This is a genomic window from Pseudomonas sp. NPDC089422 (assembly GCF_044749405.1).
Taxonomy (GTDB): Bacteria; Pseudomonadota; Gammaproteobacteria; order Pseudomonadales; family Pseudomonadaceae; genus Aquipseudomonas.
The window spans coordinates 353,271-371,342 of sequence record NZ_JBIVHW010000006.1 but is presented as its reverse complement, the minus strand read 5'-3'; the positions used below and the strand labels follow the sequence as shown (position 1 = coordinate 371,342).

Here is an 18,072-nt window from a genome sequence, read left to right as displayed (position 1 = left end):
GTTGCCAGGGGCGCTGTGCGCCCCTTTTAGAACCCGCCCCGCTTTCGAACGATGGCATAGGCCTGGTGCAGTTCGCGGGTCCGCTCGGTCGCTTCGCGCACTTGCGCCTCGCTTGCTCCGCTGCCCGCCAGTTTGTCCGGGTGATGCTTGCTGACCAGGCGCCGGTAAGCCTGCTTGACCTGGTCCCCTTCGCTATCGGCCTCGACCCCCAGCAAGCGCAGGGCTGCCGCGTAGTTCATCACCCCGCCTGACACCGGCGCCTTGCGTGGCTCGTACTCCAGCGACATGGCCTGCACCTGACGACGGCTGAGGCCCAGCTTCTGCCCCCACTCCAGCAGCAGTTCACGCTCGTGCCGCCCGGCCTTGCCGTCGGCCCAGGCCATGCGCCAGCAGGCGCGCAAGGTGCCCTCGGCAGCATGCGGCTGCAGCCGGATGCGGCGCAGGTGGCCGGTGAGTCTGTCTTTGCCGGCCTTGCCCCGGTTGAACGCGGCTATCGCCCGCAAACGCTCGGCCTCGGCCATGTCCAGGCGGACCATTTCCTGCCGCGCCTGCTGGATGTGCTGCTCGGCCACACGGCCATCGCTCTTGGCCAGTCGCCCGAGCAACACGAAAAGCAACTCATCGTCTTGCAGGGCCGGGCGACCGCCCAGGCGCTCGCGCATGTCTTCCCAGCCCTGCAAGCGGATGCGACGGTCCATTGCCTGGCCCAGCAAGGCACCGAGCAGCGCGCCTGGAATACTGGCGACCGCAAAGCCCGCGCCCAGCCCGATTACCGTGCCTGGCCACCACATGTCAGGCGCGCTCGCCGATCAAGCGCTCGGCCTCGGCCAGGCGCTCCAGGGTACCGACATCGACCCAGTGGCCACGGAAGTGCTCACCGCTCACCTGGCCTGACGCCATCGCCTGGCGCAGCAACGGCGCCAGCTTGAAGGCGCCCGCCTGGCAGCCCTCGAACAAGGCCGGGTGCAGCACCGAGAGGCCGCTAAAGGTCAAGTTGCCGGGGGCGTCGTCACCATCGACCACCCGCTCGCCGTTCAGGCGGAAGTCGCCTCGACCGTGATGGCCGGGGTTGTCGACCAGCACCAGATGCGCCAGCCCTTTCAGTGGCGCGCGCAGGCGGGCCAGATCATAGTCGGACCAGACATCGCCGTTGATCAGCGCGAAGGGCTCACTGCCCAGCAATGGCAAGGCCTTGAAGATGCCGCCGCCGGTTTCCAGCGGCTCACCTTCGGCCGAGTAGCGAATGCTCAGGCCGAACCGGCTGCCATCGCCAAGATGGTCTTCGATCTGCTGGCCAAGCCAGGCGTGGTTGATCACCACCTCGGTAAACCCGGCCGCCGCCAGCGCGCGCAGGTGGTACTCGATCAGTGGCTGACCCGCGACTGGCACCAGCGGTTTGGGGGTATGCAGGGTCAGCGGGCGCATGCGCTCGCCTTTGCCTGCTGCAAGAATCATCGCCTTCATGCACGCGCTCCGGCTTGCAACTCGGCGATCAGCTGGCCCAGTTCGGCAAGCTCCGGGCGACGGCTGACCACTTCATCTATATAGGCGAAGAATCGCGGGACGTCGGCCAGATAACGCGGTTTTCCGTCACGATGGCAGATTCGCGCGAAGATACCGATCACCTTGAGGTGGCGCTGCACGCCCATCAGGTCGCTGGCGCGCTGGAAATCGTCGAATGCCGGCTGCACTGGAATGCCCGCGGCCTGTGCCTGGTTCCAGTAGCTGCGCAGCCAGCCCTCGACCTGCGCCTGCGGCCAGCTGAGGAAAGCATCCTTGAACAGGCAGGTGATGTCGTAGGTGACCGGGCCGTAGACCGCATCCTGGAAGTCCAGCACGCCTGGGTTCGGGGTGCTCTGCATCAGGTTGCGCGGCATGTAGTCACGGTGTACCAGCACCTTGGGCTGGGCCAGGGCGCTGTCGATCAGCAGCTGGCTGATACGCTGCCAGCTGGCCTTCTGCGCGTCAGTGAAGGCCAGGCCGAGCTCGCGGCCTACGTACCACTCCGGGAACAGCTCGACTTCACGGCGCAGCAAGGCGTCGTCGTAGCTGGGCAACGGCGCGTCCATCGGCAGACGCTGGAAGGCCAGCAGGGCGTCGATGGCATCGGCGAACAATCCATCGGCGTTGTCGGCATCAATGATGTCCAGGTATGTCTGGTGACCCAGATCCCCCAGCATCAGGAAGCCGCGCTCCAGGTCCTGTGCGTGAATCTGCGGCACATGCACGCCAGCACCGGCCAACAGATGGTCAATGGCGACGAATGGTCGGCAGTTTTCCTGAGGCGGTGGCGCGTCCATGATCACGAAGCTGTGGCCTGCACCCTGCCAGCGGAAGTAACGGCGGAAGCTGGCATCGCTGCTGGCGGCAGTGAGACTGCCCTCGGGCACCTCGCCCCAGGCGTTGTCGCGGAAAAGTTGATCGAGCTGCTCATGGAGCCAGACAGTCAGTTGTTGCAAGCGTACATCGTGTTCAGGCATTACAAGGGTCTCCGACGGCCCTAGCCGTCAAGCGGGTCATGCTTTATTATCCAGCATCTTTTTCAGACCATCGAGAGGCGTGCGGCCCCACACGCGGGCAGATGGCACGCAGGAAGCCCGGACTAATAAGATGGCATTGAAATCCCCCGCGTTTCGTAGAAAGTTTCCGTTGCTGGTGACCGGCGGTCTGCTGGCCATGCAACCTCTGGCCAGCGCCTATGTGGTGGCTGCCGAGCAGTTTGACTGTCAAGTGTCCGCCTCCGGTGGTTGGGACTGCAAGCCCAAGACCCCAGTCAACAACCTGCCTCCGCGCCCGGTGCATGAAGGCGCCGCACTCACTTCGGGCACCGAAGCCGAGCCGACCGAGTCCGCTGACAAGCCCATGCTGGTCACCGAGGCCAAGGGCCGTGGCCTGAAGTCGCGTAGCGAAGACTACAGCCACCTCGACTGGGTTCCACGCGAAAAGCTCACTGCAGCCCAGCTGGCCGAAACCGGCCCGTACTGCGGTGGCGCATACATCGAGCCCACGCGCCCAGGCATGGCCGACTCCACGCCGAAGGACGAGTCGCCGACCTACATCAACGCCAAGGTCTCCAAGTACCAGCAGGAGCAGCAGATCGCTACCCTCGCCGGTGACGTGGTCATGCGCCAGGGCAGCATGCAGGCCGAAGCCGACGAGGCCAACCTGTACCAGGCCGAGAACCGTGGCGAGCTCAAGGGTAACGTCAAGATCCGCGACAACGGCTCGCTGGTGGTCGGTGACGAGGCCCAGATTCAGCTCGATACCGGCGAAGCCCAGGTCGACAACGCCGAATACGTGATGCACAAGTCGCACATTCGCGGCAACGCCCTGTACGCCAAGCGTGGCGAAAACGCCATCATCCGTCTGAAAGACGGTACGTACACCACCTGCGAACCCGGCAGCAACGCCTGGCAGCTCAAGGGCAACAACATCACCCTGAACCCGGCGACCGGCTTCGGTACCGCGACCAACGTCACCCTGCGGGTCAAAGATATCCCGGTGCTCTACACACCGTACATCTACTTCCCGATCGACGACCGTCGCCAGTCCGGCTTCCTGCCGCCGTCGTTCAGCAGCACCAGCGACACCGGCTTCATGCTGGTCACGCCTTACTACTTCAACCTGGCGCCAAACTACGACGCCACGTTGTACCCGCGCTACATGACCAAGCGCGGCCTGCTGATGGAAGGCGAATTCCGCTACCTGACCAAGTCCAGCGAAGGGCAGTTCGGCGCTGCGTACCTGAATGACGGGGACGACGACCGCAAGGACCAGACCGACTACAAGAAACAGCGCTGGATGTACAACTGGCAGCACAAGGGTGGCTTGGACGAACGCCTGATGACTGAAGTCGATTACACCGACATCAGTGACCCGTTCTACTTCCAGGACCTGGAAACCGACCAGATCGGCGTGAAGAGCCAGGATGTGGTCAACCAGCAGGGCGCTCTGACCTGGCGTGGCGACACCTACACCGCCCGCCTGAATGCGCAAGCGTACGAGATGGCGACCCTGTCGCAGATCACCCCTTACAACAAACTGCCGCAAATCACCTTTATCGGTGCGCTGCCGTTCCACCCGGGCGGCCTGAGCCTGGGTTACGAAACCGAAGCGGTACGCTTCGACCGTGACCTGAAAGATGGCACCGTGTTCGACAAGGATGGCAACCTCGACACCACCGCTGGCGCCGATGGCCGCCGCCTGGATCAGAACGTCAGTGGCATTGCCCGGGCCAACGGCACGCGCTTGAACGTCGCGCCATCGATCAGCCTGCCAATGCAAGCCAGCTACGGTTACATCACGCCGAAGCTGAAGTACGCATATACTCACTACGATCTGGACCTGGACAGCCAAGGCAAGGCGCAAGCGATCACGCAATCGGCCAATCCGGCATACGGCAGCTATAACAGCACGCTGAACCGTGATATCCCGATCGCCTCCATCGACAGCGGCCTGTACTTTGACCGCAACACTTCGCTGTTCGGTACCAACTACCGCCAGACCCTCGAGCCGCGCCTGTTCTACCTCTACGTCCCTTACAAGGACCAGAAGGACATCCCGCTGTTCGACTCGGGCGAAACACTGTTCAGCTACGATTCGCTGTTCCGCGATAACCGTTTCTCCGGCACAGACCGCATCGGCGACGAGAACAAGCTGTCGCTGGGGGTGACTACCCGCTGGATCGAGGACAACGGCTTCGAACGGCAGAACTTCAGCATCGGCCAGGCGTATTACTTCAAGGACCGAAAAGTTCAGCTGCCAGGCATCGACTATCGTGAACGCCAGGACTCGCAGTCTGACGTCTCGCCTTATGCACTGCTGTACAACTACTACTTCAACCGCGACTGGCGCTTCAATTCGGACTTCAACTGGGACCCAGACAGCCGCAGCACCCGCTCGGGCAGTGCAATGTTCCACTACCAGCCTGAAGACAACCCGAACAAGATCGTCAACGTCGGTTATCGCTACCGCAACGACACCATTGCCTACGACTCCACCACGGGCACCTGGAAAGTGGGTGGTGGCGACTATGGCACCCCGGGCACAGCGAATTACATCAAGGACTATTACAAGATTCAGCAGCACGACTTTTCGGTCATCTGGCCGGTCGTGCCGCAATGGAACGTAATCGCCCGCTGGCAGCATGACTACAACCGCAACCGCACCCTGGAAGCCATGGGCGGTTTCGAATACGACAACTGCTGCTGGAAGCTTCGCCTGATCAACCGTTACTGGATCGACTACGACGACTTCAGCCAGGCCACGCCGCAAAACGAAAAAGGCGACCACGGCATCTTCCTGCAAATCGTCCTGAAAGGCCTCGGCGGCGTAGTGGGCAACAAGGTGGAATCGTTCCTCGACCAAGGCATTCAAGGTTACCGTACACGTGAAGACCAAGCTTATTGATCGACTGCGCCCGGTGTTGCTGGGCGCTGCATTGCTGAGTGGCGCGGTGCATGCCGCGGTACAACCTCTGGACCGCGTGGTGGCCATCGTCGACAACGACGTGGTCATGCAGAGCCAACTGGACCAGCGTGTCCACGAGGTGCAGCAGACCATCGCCAAGCGCGGCGGCGGCGTGCCGCCGACCGGCGCACTGGAGCAGCAGGTACTGGAGCGCCTGATCGTCGAGAACCTGCAATTGCAGATCGGCGAACGCTCGGGCATCCGCATCACCGACGAAGAGCTGAACCAGGCCATCGGCACCATTGCCCAGCGCAACGGCATGTCCCTGGAGCAGTTCCGCGCTGCCCTCGCCCATGACGGCCTGTCGTTCGACGACGCCCGCGAGCAGGTCAAGCGCGAGATGATCATCAGCCGCGTGCGCCAGCGCCGCGTTGCCGAGCGCATCCAGGTTTCCGAGCAGGAAGTGAAGAACTTCCTCAATTCGGACATGGGCAAGATGCAGATGTCGGAAGAGTACCGCCTGGCCAACATCCTCATCCCGACCCCGGAAGCCGCCAACTCGGACGACATCCAGAAAGCCGCGCGCAAGGTCGGCGACCTTTACCAGCAACTGCGCCAGGGCGCCGACTTCGGCCAGGTGGCGATTGCCAACTCGGCCAGCGAAAACGCCCTTGAAGGCGGTGAAATGGGCTGGCGTAAAGCTGCCCAGCTGCCGCCGGACTTCGCCAAGATGCTCAGCAGCATGGCGGTCGGCGACATCACCCAGCCAATCCGCATCCCCAACGGCTTCATCCTCCTCAAGCTCGAGGAGAAACGTGGTGGCGGCGAGAACGTGCTGCGTGACGAAGTACATGTCCGCCACATCCTGATCAAGCCGAGCGAGATCCGCAGCGAAGCGGCCACCAAGCAGCTGGCCGAGCGCCTGTACGACCGCATCCAGAACGGCGAGGACTTCGGCGAGCTGGCGAAGAGCTTCTCGGAAGACCCAGGTTCTGCACTCAACGGCGGCGACCTCAACTGGGTCGACCCGAACAGCCTGGTACCGGAGTTCCGCGAGCAGATGGCCAACGCCCAGCAAGGCGTGGTGACCAAACCGTTCAAGACCCAGTACGGCTGGCACGTCCTGGAAGTGCTGGGCCGCCGCGCCACCGACAGCACCGAGCAGGCGCGTGAGCAACAGGCCATGAACGTGCTGCGCAACCGCAAGTACGACGAAGAGCTGCAGACCTGGCTGCGTCAGATCCGCGACGAAGCCTACGTTGAAATCAAGCTGCCTGGCGCTGACCAGGCCGCACAGTGAAGCCCCTGCGCTTCGCCGTCACCCCCGGCGAACCAGCCGGCATAGGCCCCGACCTGTGCCTGCTGCTCGCCGCCGACGCCCAGCCCCACCCCCTGATTGCCATCACCAGCCGTGACCTGCTCGCCGAGCGGGCCGCGCAGCTGGGGCTGGCTGTCAGCCTGCTGCCGGTTATGCCAGGCCAATGGCCCGACCAGCCTGCGCCTGCTGGCAGCCTGTACGTGTGGGATACACCGTTGGCCGCGCCCGTGGTGCCAGGCCAGCTGGACAAGGCCAACGCAGCGTTCGTGCTGGAGACCCTGACCCGTGCCGGCCAAGGTTGCCTTGACGGGCAATTCGCCGGGATGATCACCGCGCCGGTGCACAAGGGCGTGATCAACGAAAGCGGTATCGCCTTCTCCGGCCATACCGAGTTTCTTGCCGACCTGACCGGCACCGCCCAGGTGGTGATGATGCTGGCCACCCGTGGCTTGCGTGTCGCCCTGGTGACCACGCACCTGCCGCTGCGGGACATTGCCGACGCCATCACCACCGAGCGTGTGGAGCGGGTCACCCGCATCCTGCACGCCGACATGCGCGACAAGTTCGGCATTGCCAACCCGCGCATCCTGGTCTGCGGCCTCAACCCGCATGCCGGGGAAGGCGGCCATCTTGGCCGCGAAGAAATCGACATCATCGAGCCGACGTTGGCCCGCCTGCGCACCGAAGGCATGGACCTGCGCGGCCCGCTGCCGGCCGATACCCTGTTTACCCCCAAATATCTGGAGCACTGCGACGCGGTGCTGGCGATGTACCACGACCAGGGCCTGCCCGTACTCAAGTACAAAGGCTTTGGCGCTGCCGTCAACGTGACCCTGGGCCTGCCGATCATCCGCACATCGGTCGACCACGGCACCGCCCTGGACCTGGCCGGCAGCGGCAAGGTCGACACCGGCAGCCTGCGCGTCGCCCTGGAAACCGCCTACCAGATGGCCGAGAACCGACCATGAACGAGCAATACCAACACCGGGCGCGCAAGCGTTTCGGCCAGAACTTCCTGCACGATGCAGGCATCATCGACCGCATCCTGCGCGCCATCAACGCCAAGGCCGGCGAACACCTGCTGGAAATCGGCCCGGGCCAGGGCGCCCTGACCGAAGGCCTGCTGGGCAGTGGTGCCCAGCTGGATGTAGTGGAACTGGACAAGGACCTGGTGCCGATCCTGCAGCACAAGTTCGCCGGGCGCAGCAATTTCCGCCTGCACCAGGGCGACGCCCTGAAGTTCGACTTCAACCAGCTGGGCGTGCCTGCCCGTAGCCTGAAAGTGGTCGGCAACCTGCCGTACAACATCTCCACCCCGCTGATCTTCCACCTGCTCAGCCACGCTGGGCTGATCCGTGACATGCACTTCATGCTGCAGAAGGAAGTGGTCGAGCGTATGGCCGCCGGCCCAGGCGGTGGTGATTGGGGGCGCCTGTCGATCATGGTGCAGTACCACTGCCGTGTGGAACACCTGTTCAACGTGGGCCCAGGCGCGTTCAACCCACCGCCGAAGGTCGACTCGGCGATCGTGCGCCTGGTGCCGCACGAAGTGCTGCCGCATCCGGCCAAGGATGCGCGTTTGCTGGAGCAGGTGGTGCGTGAAGCGTTCAACCAGCGTCGCAAGACCCTGCGCAACACCCTGAAAGGCTTGCTCGACAGTGCCGCCATCGAGGCAGCAGGCGTGGATGGCAGCCTGCGCCCTGAACAGCTCGACCTGGCGGCCTTCGTGCGCCTGGCCGATCAGCTGGCCGACCAGCAGGCCTGATTCAGCGTTTGCGGGGTGTTGACTGACCGCGCCAGCCGATCAGGATGGCGCTGGCCCTCCCCCCCGCCAATGGCCTAGACTGCATTATTGCGTCAGTTCGCCCAAGGCCCTTGCATGTCCGACCCTCGCTATCAGATCGACGTCAGCGTCGTGACCCGTTACCTGAAAGACCAATCCGACCCCGAAAGCAGTCGCTTCGCCTTCGCCTACACCATCACCGTGCAGAACAACGGCTCGGTCAAAGCCAAGCTGTTGTCGCGTCACTGGCTGATCACCAACGGTGACGGCGAAGTCGAGGAAGTGCGCGGTGCCGGTGTAGTCGGCCAGCAGCCGACCATCGAACCCGGCCAGAGCCATACCTACAGCAGTGGCGCGGTGATCAGCACACGCGTCGGCACCATGCAGGGCAGCTACGAAATGTTCGCCGAAGACGGCAAGCGCTTCGAAGCCGACATCGCCCCCTTCCGCCTCGCGGTCCCTGGGGCGCTGCACTGATGGCCACCTACGCCATCGGAGACCTGCAAGGCTGCCTGGGGCCGCTCAAGTGCCTGCTCGCACGGGTCAACTTCAACCCGGCGGTCGACCGCCTGTGGCTGGTCGGTGACCTGGTCAACCGCGGCCCCGAGTCACTGGAAACCCTGCGTTACCTCTATTCGATCCGCCAATCGCTGGTGTGCGTGCTGGGCAACCACGACCTGCACCTGCTGGCCGTCTGGCACAACGTCGAGCGCCTGAAGAAAAGCGACACCCTGCGCGAGATCATCGAGGCGCCGGACGCCGACCAACTGTTCGACTGGCTGCGCCAGCAGAAGCTGCTGCATTACGACGAGCCCCGCGGCATCGCCCTGGTCCATGCCGGCATCCCGCCGCAATGGACCCTCGGCCAGGCGCTGCAACTGGCTGAAGAAGTCGAGCAGGTGTTGCGCGACGACAACCGCCTGCAGCCCTACCTGGACGGCATGTACGGCAACGAGCCGAACAAGTGGAGCAAGCACCTCACGGGTATCGAGCGCCTGCGGGTAATCACCAACTACCTCACACGCATGCGCTTCTGCACCGCTGCCGGCAAGCTCGACCTCAAGAGCAAGGAAGGCCTGGACGCCGCGCCCAAAGGCTACAAGCCCTGGTATGCACACAAGGACCGTCGTTCGCGCCACGTGAAAATCATCTTCGGCCACTGGGCCGCGCTTCAGGGTCAGGTCGACGAACCCGGCATCATTGCCCTCGACACCGGCTGTGTGTGGGGCGGTGCGATGACCCTGTACAACGTTGACAGCGGCGAATACCACCGCTGCGACTGCGCCGACGACGGCAACTTACGCCTCCCGGCCTGAACACCTACACTCAACGATCCCCCCTGAAGGAAGCCCTACCCATGAGCGAATTCAAGCGCATCCCTCCCGAGCAGGCCCTGGCCCTGCGCGCGCAAGGTGCGGTAGTCGTCGACATTCGCGACCCGCAAGCCTTTGCCGCCGGCCACATCACCGGCGCCAAGCATCTGGATAACCACTCGGTCGCCGAGTTCATCCGCAATGCCGACCTGGACGCCCCGACCCTGGTGGTCTGCTACCACGGCAACTCCAGCCAGAGCGCAGCCGCCTACCTGGTCGGCCAGGGCTTCTCCGACGTCTACAGCGTCGATGGCGGCTTCGAACTGTGGCGTACCACCTACCCGGCCGAGACCGCCCAGGGCGCTGCCGAATAATTTTTTCATTTTTACTGCAGCCCGCGCACCACGCGGGCTTGCAGCCCACCTGACGAACGGTCGTTCACAACTTCTCCGCTGCACGCCCTTGACCTTGCGGATTACCAACTATTCTTAAGCGCAGGCCATCCAAAAAAAGGGGAGAGCCGGTACACCGGCGTGCGGGTCATCGGTAGCGTTTCAGGGTGTTCTGGGGGGTATACAGCAATCGGCGAACCCGGTTGCATGCCAGCATCAGCTGACTGATCCGGCGTCGTCTCCACGTATCGAGCGAGGTGACGTCATGAGTATTTTTAGCCACTTCCAACAACGCTTCGAGTCTACGCGCCAGGAAGAACTCTCGCTGCAGGAGTACCTCGAGCTGTGCAAAGAGGATCGCAGTGCCTACGCATCGGCGGCTGAACGGCTGTTGCTGGCCATCGGTGAGCCCGAACTGATCGACACCTCTACCAACTCCAGGCTGTCGCGAATCTTCTCCAACAAGGTAATCCGCCGGTATCCGGCCTTTGCCGACTTCCATGGCATGGAAGAGTGCATCGACCAGATCGTTTCGTACTTCCGCCATGCCGCCCAAGGCCTGGAAGAGAAGAAGCAGATCCTCTATCTGCTGGGCCCGGTAGGCGGCGGTAAATCGTCGCTGGCCGAGAAACTCAAGCAGCTGATGGAAAAGGTGCCCTTCTACGCCATCAAGGGCTCGCCGGTATTCGAGTCACCGCTGGGGTTGTTCAATGCCACCGAGGACGGGGCCATTCTCGAGGAAGAGTACGGCATCTCGCGGCGCTACCTGAACACCATCATGTCGCCCTGGGCCACCAAGCGGCTGCAGGAATTCGGCGGTGATATCAGCAAGTTCAGGGTGGTGAAGCTGTACCCCTCGATCCTCAACCAGATCGCCATCGCCAAGACCGAGCCAGGTGACGAGAACAACCAGGACATCTCTGCCCTGGTCGGTAAAGTGGATATCCGCAAACTCGAAGAATTCCCGCAGAACGACGCCGATGCCTACAGCTACTCGGGCGCACTGTGCCGGGCCAACCAGGGCCTGATGGAGTTCGTCGAAATGTTCAAGGCGCCGATCAAGGTCCTGCACCCCTTGCTCACTGCTACCCAGGAAGGCAACTACAACAGTACCGAAGGCCTTGGGGCCATTCCCTATACCGGTATCCTGCTGGCCCACTCCAACGAATCGGAGTGGCACACCTTCCGCAACAACAAGAACAACGAGGCGTTCATCGACCGGATCTACATCGTCAAGGTGCCGTACTGCCTGCGCGTCAGCGACGAGATCAAGATCTACGACAAATTGCTGGTCAACAGCTCGCTGGCCAAGGCCCATTGCGCGCCAGACACGCTGAAGATGCTCGCCCAGTTCACCGTGCTCTCGCGCCTCAAGGAGCCGGAAAACTCCAATATCTACTCGAAAATGCGCGTCTACGACGGCGAAAACCTCAAGGACACCGACCCCAAAGCCAAGTCGATTCAGGAGTACCGCGATGCAGCGGGCGTCGACGAAGGCATGAACGGCCTGTCGACCCGCTTCGCCTTCAAGATTCTTTCCAAGGTGTTCAACTTCGACCCGCATGAAGTGGCAGCCAACCCGGTACACCTGCTGTATGTGCTGGAACAGCAGATCGAGCAGGAACAATTCCCGGCCGAAGTACGCGAGCGTTACCTGCGCTACCTGAAAGAGTACCTGGCACCGCGCTACATCGAGTTCATCGGCAAGGAAATCCAGACTGCCTATCTTGAGTCCTACAGCGAATACGGCCAGAACATCTTCGACCGCTATGTGCTGTACGCCGACTTCTGGATCCAGGACCAGGAGTACCGCGACCCGGAGACCGGCGAGATCCTCAACCGTATCGCCCTCAACGAGGAGCTGGAAAAGATCGAGAAACCGGCAGGCATCAGCAATCCGAAGGACTTCCGCAACGAGATCGTCAACTTCGTGCTGCGTGCCCGTGCCAACAACAATGGCAAGAACCCGAGCTGGCTGAGCTACGAGAAGCTGCGGGTGGTGATCGAGAAGAAAATGTTCTCCAACACCGAGGACCTGCTGCCGGTCATCAGCTTCAACGCCAAGGCCAGCAAGGAGGACCAACAGAAGCACAACGACTTCGTCACGCGGATGGTGGAGCGTGGCTACACCGACAAACAGGTGCGCCTGCTGTCGGAATGGTACCTGCGGGTCAGGAAATCGCAATAAAGCGGCAAGCTACAAGCCGCACGCTTCAAGCTGCCCAGCGCCGAGCGCAAGCCCGGCGCCGTAGCTTGCAGCAGCGGTGGCTGCTCTTTCCTGCAGCCTGAAGCTTGTGGCTTGCAGCTGCTCCCAGCTACCGGAGGGACCATGAGCTACGTTATCGACCGACGCCTGAACGGCAAGAACAAGAGCACGGTCAACCGCCAGCGCTTTCTGCGGCGTTACCGCGAACACATCAAGAAGGCCGTCGAAGAGGCCGTAAGCCGCCGCTCCATCATGGATATGGAGCACGGGGAACAGATCAGCATTCCGGGACGGGACATCGATGAACCGGTGCTGCACCATGGTCGTGGCGGCAAGCAGACCATCGTGCACCCAGGCAACAAGGAGTTCACCGCTGGCGAGCACATCCCGCGGCCGCAAGGCGGCGGGGGTGGCAGCGGTCGCGGCAAGGCCGGCAACTCCGGCGAGGGCATGGATGATTTCGTCTTCCAGATCACCCAGGAAGAGTTCCTCGAATTCATGTTCGAAGACCTCGAACTGCCCAACCTGGTGAAACGCCACCTGACCGGCGCCGACACTTTCAAGACCGTACGAGCCGGTATTGCCAACGAGGGCAACCCGTCACGCATCAACATCGTCCGCACCCTACGCTCGGCCCACGCCCGTCGCATTGCCCTGACCGGCAGCAGCCGTGCACTGCTGCGCGAAGCACAGAAGGAACTGGACCGGCTGAAAGTCGAGGAACCCGACAACTTCACCGACATCCAGGAAGTCGAGCAGGAAATCGAGCGGCTCAAGGCTCGCATCAACCGCCTGCCCTTCCTCGACACCTTCGACCTCAAGTACAACCTGCTGGTGAAGCAGCCCAACCCCAGTTCCAAGGCCGTGATGTTCTGCCTGATGGACGTGTCCGGCTCGATGACCCAGGCCACCAAAGACATCGCCAAACGCTTCTTCATCCTGCTGTACCTGTTCCTCAAGCGTAACTACGACCGCATCGAGGTGGTGTTCATCCGCCACCACACCAGTGCCCGCGAAGTTGACGAAGAAGAGTTCTTCTACTCCCGGGAAACCGGCGGCACCATCGTTTCCAGCGCACTGAAGATGATGCAGGAGATCATGGCTGAACGTTACCCGGCCGCCGACTGGAACATCTATGCCGCCCAGGCCTCCGACGGCGACAACTGGAACGACGACTCGCCGATCTGCCGCGAGATCCTGTCCAAGCAGATCATGCCGCATGTGCAGTACTACACTTACGTTGAGATCACCCCGCGTGAGCACCAGGCGTTGTGGTACGAGTACGAGCGAATCGGCGAGGCCTTCCCCGACACATTCGCCCAGCAGCAGTTGGTATCGGCCGGCGATATCTACCCGGTCTTCCGTGAACTCTTCCAGCGCAGGTTAGCCACATGACCGCCAGAGCACAGAGACGCCAACCCATTTCCACCGGGTCCGAGTGGACGTTCGAGCTGATCCAGACCTACGACCGGGAAATCAGCCGGCTGGCCGAGCGTTACGCACTGGATACCTACCCCAACCAGATCGAGGTGATCACCGCCGAGCAGATGATGGACGCCTATGCCTCCGTCGGCATGCCGCTGGGTTATCACCACTGGTCCTACGGCAAGCAGTTCCTCAGTACCGAGAAGTCCTACAGCCGGGGCCAGATGGGCCTGGCCTACGAGATCGTGATCAACTCCGATCCGTGCATCGCTTACCTGATGGAAGAAAACACCATGTGCATGCAGGCACTGGTGATCGCCCACGCCTGCTATGGCCACAACAGTTTCTTCAAGGGCAACTACCTGTTCCGCACCTGGACCGATGCCACGTCGATCATCGACTACCTGGTGTTCGCCAAGCAGTACATTGCCCAGTGCGAGGAGCGTCACGGCATCGATGCCGTGGAAGACCTGATCGACTCCTGCCACGCGCTCATGAACTACGGCGTGGATCGCTACAAGCGCCCCTATCCGATCTCCGCCGAAGAAGAACGCCGGCGCCAGAAAGACCGTGAAGAGCACCTGCAGCGGCAGATCAACGACCTGTGGCGCACGATCCCCAAGAGTGCCGAAAAAGGCGGCGAGCGCGACGACGCGCGGTTCCCCTCCGAACCGCAGGAAAACATCCTCTACTTCATCGAGAAGAACGCCCCGCTGCTCGAGCCCTGGCAACGCGAAGTGGTGCGTATCGTGCGCAAGATCGCCCAATACTTCTACCCACAACGCCAGACCCAGGTGATGAACGAAGGTTGGGCGACCTTCTGGCACTACACGCTGATGAACGACCTGTACGACGAAGGCCTGATCACCGAAGGCTTCATGATGGAGTTCCTCCAGTCGCATACCAGCGTGGTGTTCCAGCCCGGGTTCGACAGCCCGTATTACAGCGGCATAAACCCCTACGCGCTGGGCTTTGCCATGTACACCGACATCCGCCGCATGTGCGAAAACCCGACCGAGGAAGATCGCCGCTGGTTCCCCGACATTGCCGGCAGCGACTGGCTTTCTACCATCAAGTTCGCCATGAGCAGCTTCAAGGACGAGAGCTTCATCCTGCAGTACCTGTCCCCCAAGGTGATGCGTGACCTGAAGCTGTTCAGCATCCTCGATGACGACCAGCGCGACGATCTGCTGGTACCGGCCATCCATGACGAGGCTGGCTACCGGATCATTCGCGAGCAACTGGCAGCCCAGTACAACCTCGGCAACCGCGAGCCCAACGTGCAGATCTGGAGCATCGACCGCCGTGGCGATCGCTCGCTGACGCTGCGCCACCAGCAGCACAACCGCAAACCGCTGGGCGACTCCACCGAGGAAGTGCTCAAGCATCTGCACCGCCTGTGGGGCTTCGATATCCACCTGGAGACCGTACAGGGCGACCAGGTGGTCAAGACCCATCACATGCCGCCGCGTGGGGAACATGCCGAGAGCGGCGACTACGGGCGCATGGACCTCGCCGTCATCCACCACCTCTGATGCTGCACCGCCATTACTGCCGACAGGGTATCCTGTGGGCAGTAATGGAGGCTGCACATGCACATCTACAAAGTCGGCGGCGCGGTACGTGACCGCCTGCTCGGGCGCCCGGTCAGCGATATCGACTGGCTGGTGGTCGGCGCCACGGTCGAAGAAATGCACGCCAGGGGCTATCGCCCGGTTGGCGCTGATTTCCCGGTTTTCCTGCATCCGAAGACGGGCGAGGAATATGCCCTGGCGCGCACCGAGCGCAAGAGCGGGCGTGGTTATGGCGGGTTCACCTTTCACGCAAGCCCCGACGTGACGTTGGAAGAAGACCTGATCCGCCGAGACCTGACCATCAATGCGATGGCCGAAGACGAACAGGGCGCGGTCTACGACCCCTACCACGGCCAGGCCGACCTTGAACAACGTATTCTGCGCCATGTTTCCCCCGCGTTCGCCGAAGATCCCTTGCGTGTACTGCGCGTTGCCCGCTTTGCCGCGCGCTATGCTCCCCTCGGTTTTCAGGTCGCCGATGAAACACTGGCTCTGATGCGCCAGATCGCCGAGTCGGGCGAACTGCAGGCACTGACAGCCGAACGTAGCTGGAAGGAGATCGAGCGGGCGCTGATGGAAAGCCAGCCCCAAGTGTTCATCCAGGTACTGCGCGCCTGTGGCGCCCTGAAGGAATTGATGCCCGAACTGGAGCATGGCGGGGATACCCTGGTGGCACTGCAGCGGGCGGCTGAGCACCAGCAGCCATTGGCGGTGCGCTGGGCGTGCTTGCTTCGCAGGCTGGAACCCGCGGCGATAAAAGCGCTCAACCAGCGTTTCAAGGCGCCGCGTGAATGCCAGGAACTGTCCGCGCTGGTGGGCGAGTTTGCCGGGCGGGCGGACGAGGCGTTGCAGTTAACGCCTGCAAACTTGCTGGAAATGCTGCAGAAGTTCGACGTTTATCGACGACCGCAGCGCTTCGAAGATTTCATTGCCGCCTGTGAAATGGCCGCTCTTGAAGGTTATCCACAGGCCCATTATCTGCGTGGAGCAGCGGCAGCGGCCAGGGCGGTGGATGTGAAACCGCTGGTGGAAGCCGGATTGACCGGCCAAGGCCTGGGCGAGGCACTCAAAGCTGAGCGACTGAAAGCGCTCGATACTTACAAAACAGGCTGACCACCACGGTCGCTGCAGGAGCGGAAGGCCTCACACCTGGGTCAGCTGCACGCCCCGCCATTCGAAAGCAACAGGTGCCAACACCTGGTCGATCCGCGCCTCCTGCCACAACTGCGCCATGCTTTTGCCCGCCCCCGGATGCACCAGCTCCGGCGCCAGCAGCGACAACGGCCACAGCACGAAGGCATTCTTCAGGATCTCCGCCCTAGGCAGCACCAGCCCATCGAACGTGCCATGCAGGTCGTCATACATGAGCACATCGATATCCAGCGGCAAGCCCTTGCGATCCGGCGCATAGCGACCGTTGTCCGCTTCGATGAACTTGAGCCGACGATCCAGTTCCATCAGTGGCAGATCGGTCTTGCCGGTGACCACGAAGTTGATGAACGGCCCGCTCTTGATCCCCACCGCCTGGCTCTCGAACGCCGGGGAACATTGCATGTCGCTGAGAATGGACGCCAACGCATCGAGCCCCGCACACAGGTGCTGGTGGCGATCGATGTTGCTGCCAAGGCCCAGATAAACCGTGCTCAGAGACATCCGCGCTCGATCTCCACGCCAACACCGCCACGGGCGGCGGGAACGGCCCCTGGCTTGGTCAGCTTCAACCGAACCCAGGGAATGTGGAATTCTTCCATCAGCGTTGCCACCAGGCGCTCGGCAAAGGTTTCCACCAGTTCGAAGCGCGCCTGCTCGGCAAATGCCTGGACCCGTGCCGAAACACTGGCGTAGTCGAGCGCCAGGTTCAGGTCGTCACCGGCCGCTGCCGGACGGTTGTCCCAGGCAAAACTCAAGTCCAGGCGCAGGCACTGGCGAATATCCCGTTCCCAGTCATAGGCACCGATGACGGTATCGACTTCCAGGCCTTCGATGAACACTCTGTCCAAGCACTTCTCTCCACAGCACGACAAGGGCGACTGGCGCCGTTAGAATCAGGGCGTCCTCGCCCGGAATAGTTAGCATGTTTTGGTTATTGGCGCTGCTCGCCTACCTGCTCGGCTCGCTGTCCTTCGCCATCGTCCTCAGCCGCCTTTCGGGCAGCCCGGACCCGCGTTCCAGCGGTTCGGGCAATGCCGGCGCCACCAACATGCTGCGCCTGGCGGGCCGTAAACTGGCGATCCTGACCCTGCTTGGCGACCTGTGCAAGGGCCTGCTGCCGGTTTTGCTCGCCCGCGCCGCCGGCCTTGGCCTGCAGGAGCAGGCCTGGGTCGGTGTCTGCGCAGTGCTCGGCCACCTGTTCCCGCTGTACTTCCGCTTCCGCGGCGGCAAAGGCGTCGCCACCGCCGCCGGCATGCTCATGGGCCTGTATTTCCCGGCCGCACTGCTGGCCATCGGCGCCTGGCTGCTGACCTTCTACCTCACGCGCACCAGCTCGCTGGCGGCGCTTGTCGCGACCCCGCTGACCTTGCCACTGCTGGCCTGGCGCGAGCCGGAGGCGCTGTTGCCGATCGCCGTGCTCACGGTGATGATCGTCTGGCGCCACCGCAACAATCTGCGCGATTTGTTTGCCGGGCGCGAAAGGCATTTCTGACGCGCCCG

17 protein-coding genes are annotated in these 18,072 nt (G+C 62.5%); 12 read left to right on the top strand and 5 right to left on the bottom strand.

Annotation, left to right across the window (positions count from 1 at the left end):
• Positions 1-26: 26 nt before the first annotated feature.
• The 3 genes from ACIPZ8_RS14225 to ACIPZ8_RS14215 are packed head-to-tail and all read right to left on the bottom strand — an operon-like array spanning position 27 to position 2,480.
• Entirely contained in the window at positions 27-791 is a 765-nt protein-coding gene (locus ACIPZ8_RS14225) for a TerB family tellurite resistance protein (RefSeq protein WP_400724040.1), read from the bottom strand.
• A gap of 1 nt (position 792) precedes the next feature.
• Positions 793-1,464, bottom strand: a complete 672-nt coding sequence (gene murU / locus ACIPZ8_RS14220) for an N-acetylmuramate alpha-1-phosphate uridylyltransferase MurU (RefSeq protein ID WP_400724037.1) — start codon at positions 1,462-1,464, stop codon at positions 793-795.
• Positions 1,461-2,480, bottom strand: coding sequence for an aminoglycoside phosphotransferase family protein (locus ACIPZ8_RS14215; RefSeq protein ID WP_400724034.1), 1,020 nt, complete (start codon positions 2,478-2,480; stop codon positions 1,461-1,463). Before ACIPZ8_RS14215 ends, murU begins: the two co-directional genes overlap by 4 nt.
• A gap of 130 nt (positions 2,481-2,610) precedes the next feature.
• On the opposite strand from ACIPZ8_RS14215, the gene ACIPZ8_RS14210 reads away from it, so the two are divergent.
• The 11 genes from ACIPZ8_RS14210 to ACIPZ8_RS14160 all read left to right on the top strand — a co-directional run bounded on the left by ACIPZ8_RS14210 (position 2,611) and on the right by ACIPZ8_RS14160 (position 16,533).
• Positions 2,611-5,409, top strand: a complete 2,799-nt coding sequence (locus ACIPZ8_RS14210) for an LPS-assembly protein LptD (protein ID WP_400724032.1) — start codon at positions 2,611-2,613, stop codon at positions 5,407-5,409.
• Positions 5,390-6,709, top strand: a complete 1,320-nt coding sequence (locus tag ACIPZ8_RS14205; protein ID WP_400724030.1) for a peptidylprolyl isomerase — start codon at positions 5,390-5,392, stop codon at positions 6,707-6,709. The genes ACIPZ8_RS14210 and ACIPZ8_RS14205 overlap by 20 nt, the downstream gene beginning before the upstream one ends.
• The gene (gene pdxA, locus ACIPZ8_RS14200; protein WP_400724027.1) at positions 6,706-7,695 is read left to right on the top strand and encodes a 4-hydroxythreonine-4-phosphate dehydrogenase PdxA; all 990 of its coding nucleotides are present in this window, start codon (positions 6,706-6,708) and stop codon (positions 7,693-7,695) included. Before ACIPZ8_RS14205 ends, pdxA begins: the two co-directional genes overlap by 4 nt.
• A complete protein-coding gene (gene rsmA / locus ACIPZ8_RS14195; protein WP_400724024.1) occupies positions 7,692-8,492 on the top strand; it encodes a 16S rRNA (adenine(1518)-N(6)/adenine(1519)-N(6))-dimethyltransferase RsmA in 801 nt (266 codons plus the stop codon). Before pdxA ends, rsmA begins: the two co-directional genes overlap by 4 nt.
• Before the next feature lie 114 nt (positions 8,493-8,606).
• Positions 8,607-8,987, top strand: a complete 381-nt coding sequence (gene apaG / locus ACIPZ8_RS14190; RefSeq protein WP_027917463.1) for a Co2+/Mg2+ efflux protein ApaG — start codon at positions 8,607-8,609, stop codon at positions 8,985-8,987.
• The gene (locus tag ACIPZ8_RS14185) at positions 8,987-9,826 is read left to right on the top strand and encodes a symmetrical bis(5'-nucleosyl)-tetraphosphatase (protein WP_400724020.1); all 840 of its coding nucleotides are present in this window, start codon (positions 8,987-8,989) and stop codon (positions 9,824-9,826) included. Before apaG ends, ACIPZ8_RS14185 begins: the two co-directional genes overlap by 1 nt.
• Positions 9,827-9,867: 41 nt before the next feature.
• On the top strand, positions 9,868-10,197 hold the full coding sequence (gene glpE, locus ACIPZ8_RS14180; RefSeq protein ID WP_400724017.1) for a thiosulfate sulfurtransferase GlpE: 330 nt from the start codon (positions 9,868-9,870) through the stop codon (positions 10,195-10,197).
• A 283-nt stretch (positions 10,198-10,480) separates the two neighbouring features.
• Positions 10,481-12,403 carry a PrkA family serine protein kinase gene (locus ACIPZ8_RS14175; RefSeq protein WP_085676236.1) on the top strand — a complete coding sequence of 641 codons (1,923 nt, stop codon included), beginning with the start codon at positions 10,481-10,483 and terminating at the stop codon, positions 12,401-12,403.
• Between the two features lie 141 nt (positions 12,404-12,544).
• A complete protein-coding gene (locus tag ACIPZ8_RS14170; RefSeq protein ID WP_103448722.1) occupies positions 12,545-13,816 on the top strand; it encodes a YeaH/YhbH family protein in 1,272 nt (423 codons plus the stop codon).
• Complete coding sequence (locus tag ACIPZ8_RS14165; protein ID WP_110639247.1) at positions 13,813-15,381, top strand: SpoVR family protein; 1,569 nt, start codon at positions 13,813-13,815, stop codon at positions 15,379-15,381. Before ACIPZ8_RS14170 ends, ACIPZ8_RS14165 begins: the two co-directional genes overlap by 4 nt.
• A gap of 57 nt (positions 15,382-15,438) precedes the next feature.
• Entirely contained in the window at positions 15,439-16,533 is a 1,095-nt protein-coding gene (locus ACIPZ8_RS14160; RefSeq protein ID WP_400724013.1) for a multifunctional CCA addition/repair protein, read from the top strand.
• 30 nt (positions 16,534-16,563) lie between these two features.
• Here ACIPZ8_RS14160 and folK read toward each other — a convergent pair whose 3' ends face one another.
• Both folK and folB read right to left on the bottom strand, forming a co-directional pair.
• The gene (gene folK, locus ACIPZ8_RS14155) at positions 16,564-17,073 is read right to left on the bottom strand and encodes a 2-amino-4-hydroxy-6-hydroxymethyldihydropteridine diphosphokinase (protein WP_400724010.1); all 510 of its coding nucleotides are present in this window, start codon (positions 17,071-17,073) and stop codon (positions 16,564-16,566) included.
• The gene (folB, locus tag ACIPZ8_RS14150; protein ID WP_027917471.1) at positions 17,064-17,420 is read right to left on the bottom strand and encodes a dihydroneopterin aldolase; all 357 of its coding nucleotides are present in this window, start codon (positions 17,418-17,420) and stop codon (positions 17,064-17,066) included. The genes folK and folB overlap by 10 nt, the downstream gene beginning before the upstream one ends.
• 74 nt (positions 17,421-17,494) lie before the next feature.
• On the opposite strand from folB, the gene plsY reads away from it, so the two are divergent.
• A complete protein-coding gene (plsY, locus tag ACIPZ8_RS14145) occupies positions 17,495-18,064 on the top strand; it encodes a glycerol-3-phosphate 1-O-acyltransferase PlsY (protein WP_054885227.1) in 570 nt (189 codons plus the stop codon).
• Positions 18,065-18,072: the final 8 nt, after the last annotated feature.

Excerpts from the sequence above, each read along its gene's own strand:
- ACIPZ8_RS14225 (WP_400724040.1), bottom strand. The coding sequence starts at position 791 with ATGTGGTGGCCAGGCACGGTAATCGGGCTGGGCGCGGGCTTTGCGGTC.
- murU (WP_400724037.1), bottom strand. The coding sequence starts at position 1,464 with ATGAAGGCGATGATTCTTGCAGCAGGCAAAGGCGAGCGCATGCGCCCG.
- ACIPZ8_RS14215 (WP_400724034.1), bottom strand. The coding sequence starts at position 2,480 with ATGCCTGAACACGATGTACGCTTGCAACAACTGACTGTCTGGCTCCAT.
- ACIPZ8_RS14210 (WP_400724032.1), top strand. The coding sequence starts at position 2,611 with ATGGCATTGAAATCCCCCGCGTTTCGTAGAAAGTTTCCGTTGCTGGTG.
- rsmA (WP_400724024.1), top strand. The coding sequence starts at position 7,692 with ATGAACGAGCAATACCAACACCGGGCGCGCAAGCGTTTCGGCCAGAAC.
- apaG (WP_027917463.1), top strand. The coding sequence starts at position 8,607 with ATGTCCGACCCTCGCTATCAGATCGACGTCAGCGTCGTGACCCGTTAC.
- ACIPZ8_RS14185 (WP_400724020.1), top strand. The coding sequence starts at position 8,987 with ATGGCCACCTACGCCATCGGAGACCTGCAAGGCTGCCTGGGGCCGCTC.
- glpE (WP_400724017.1), top strand. The coding sequence starts at position 9,868 with ATGAGCGAATTCAAGCGCATCCCTCCCGAGCAGGCCCTGGCCCTGCGC.
- ACIPZ8_RS14175 (WP_085676236.1), top strand. The coding sequence starts at position 10,481 with ATGAGTATTTTTAGCCACTTCCAACAACGCTTCGAGTCTACGCGCCAG.
- ACIPZ8_RS14170 (WP_103448722.1), top strand. The coding sequence starts at position 12,545 with ATGAGCTACGTTATCGACCGACGCCTGAACGGCAAGAACAAGAGCACG.
- ACIPZ8_RS14165 (WP_110639247.1), top strand. The coding sequence starts at position 13,813 with ATGACCGCCAGAGCACAGAGACGCCAACCCATTTCCACCGGGTCCGAG.
- ACIPZ8_RS14160 (WP_400724013.1), top strand. The coding sequence starts at position 15,439 with ATGCACATCTACAAAGTCGGCGGCGCGGTACGTGACCGCCTGCTCGGG.
- folK (WP_400724010.1), bottom strand. The coding sequence starts at position 17,073 with ATGTCTCTGAGCACGGTTTATCTGGGCCTTGGCAGCAACATCGATCGC.
- plsY (WP_054885227.1), top strand. The coding sequence starts at position 17,495 with ATGTTTTGGTTATTGGCGCTGCTCGCCTACCTGCTCGGCTCGCTGTCC.